This is a genomic window from Devosia alba (assembly GCF_039938915.1).
GTDB classification, from domain to species: Bacteria; Pseudomonadota; Alphaproteobacteria; order Rhizobiales; family Devosiaceae; genus Devosia; species Devosia alba.
Genome location: NZ_JBDUUI010000157.1, coordinates 1 through 235 on the forward strand (window position 1 = coordinate 1; position 235 = coordinate 235).

Consider the following 235-nt stretch of genomic DNA (forward strand, 5'->3'; position numbering starts at 1 on the left):
AGCTTATCCTTAGAGCCATCTGGGTAGGTGACCGTAACTGGAATCCAAGCGTGACCAGCTGTCTTCCCATCCGGGAGCTTGCTTGGGTCGTCAACCGTAATCGTTGGCTGCTTAGCGGCGTCCTTCGGGTAATCCGTCGTTACCTTGCCAATCACGTCAGCTTCCGTCGTCGGTTCACCGTAACCCTTGGTCAGGCTCCCGCCAGTAGCGTTGTACTTCTCAGCGTCAGTTTGAG

The 235-nt window shown here is 55.7% G+C and carries 1 protein-coding gene; it reads right to left on the bottom strand.

Annotated elements, in window-relative coordinates; translation table 11 throughout:
* Positions 1-235: Rib/alpha-like domain-containing protein (locus ABFY71_RS19140; RefSeq protein ID WP_347947467.1), on the bottom strand; the 235-nt coding region annotated here is incomplete at both ends.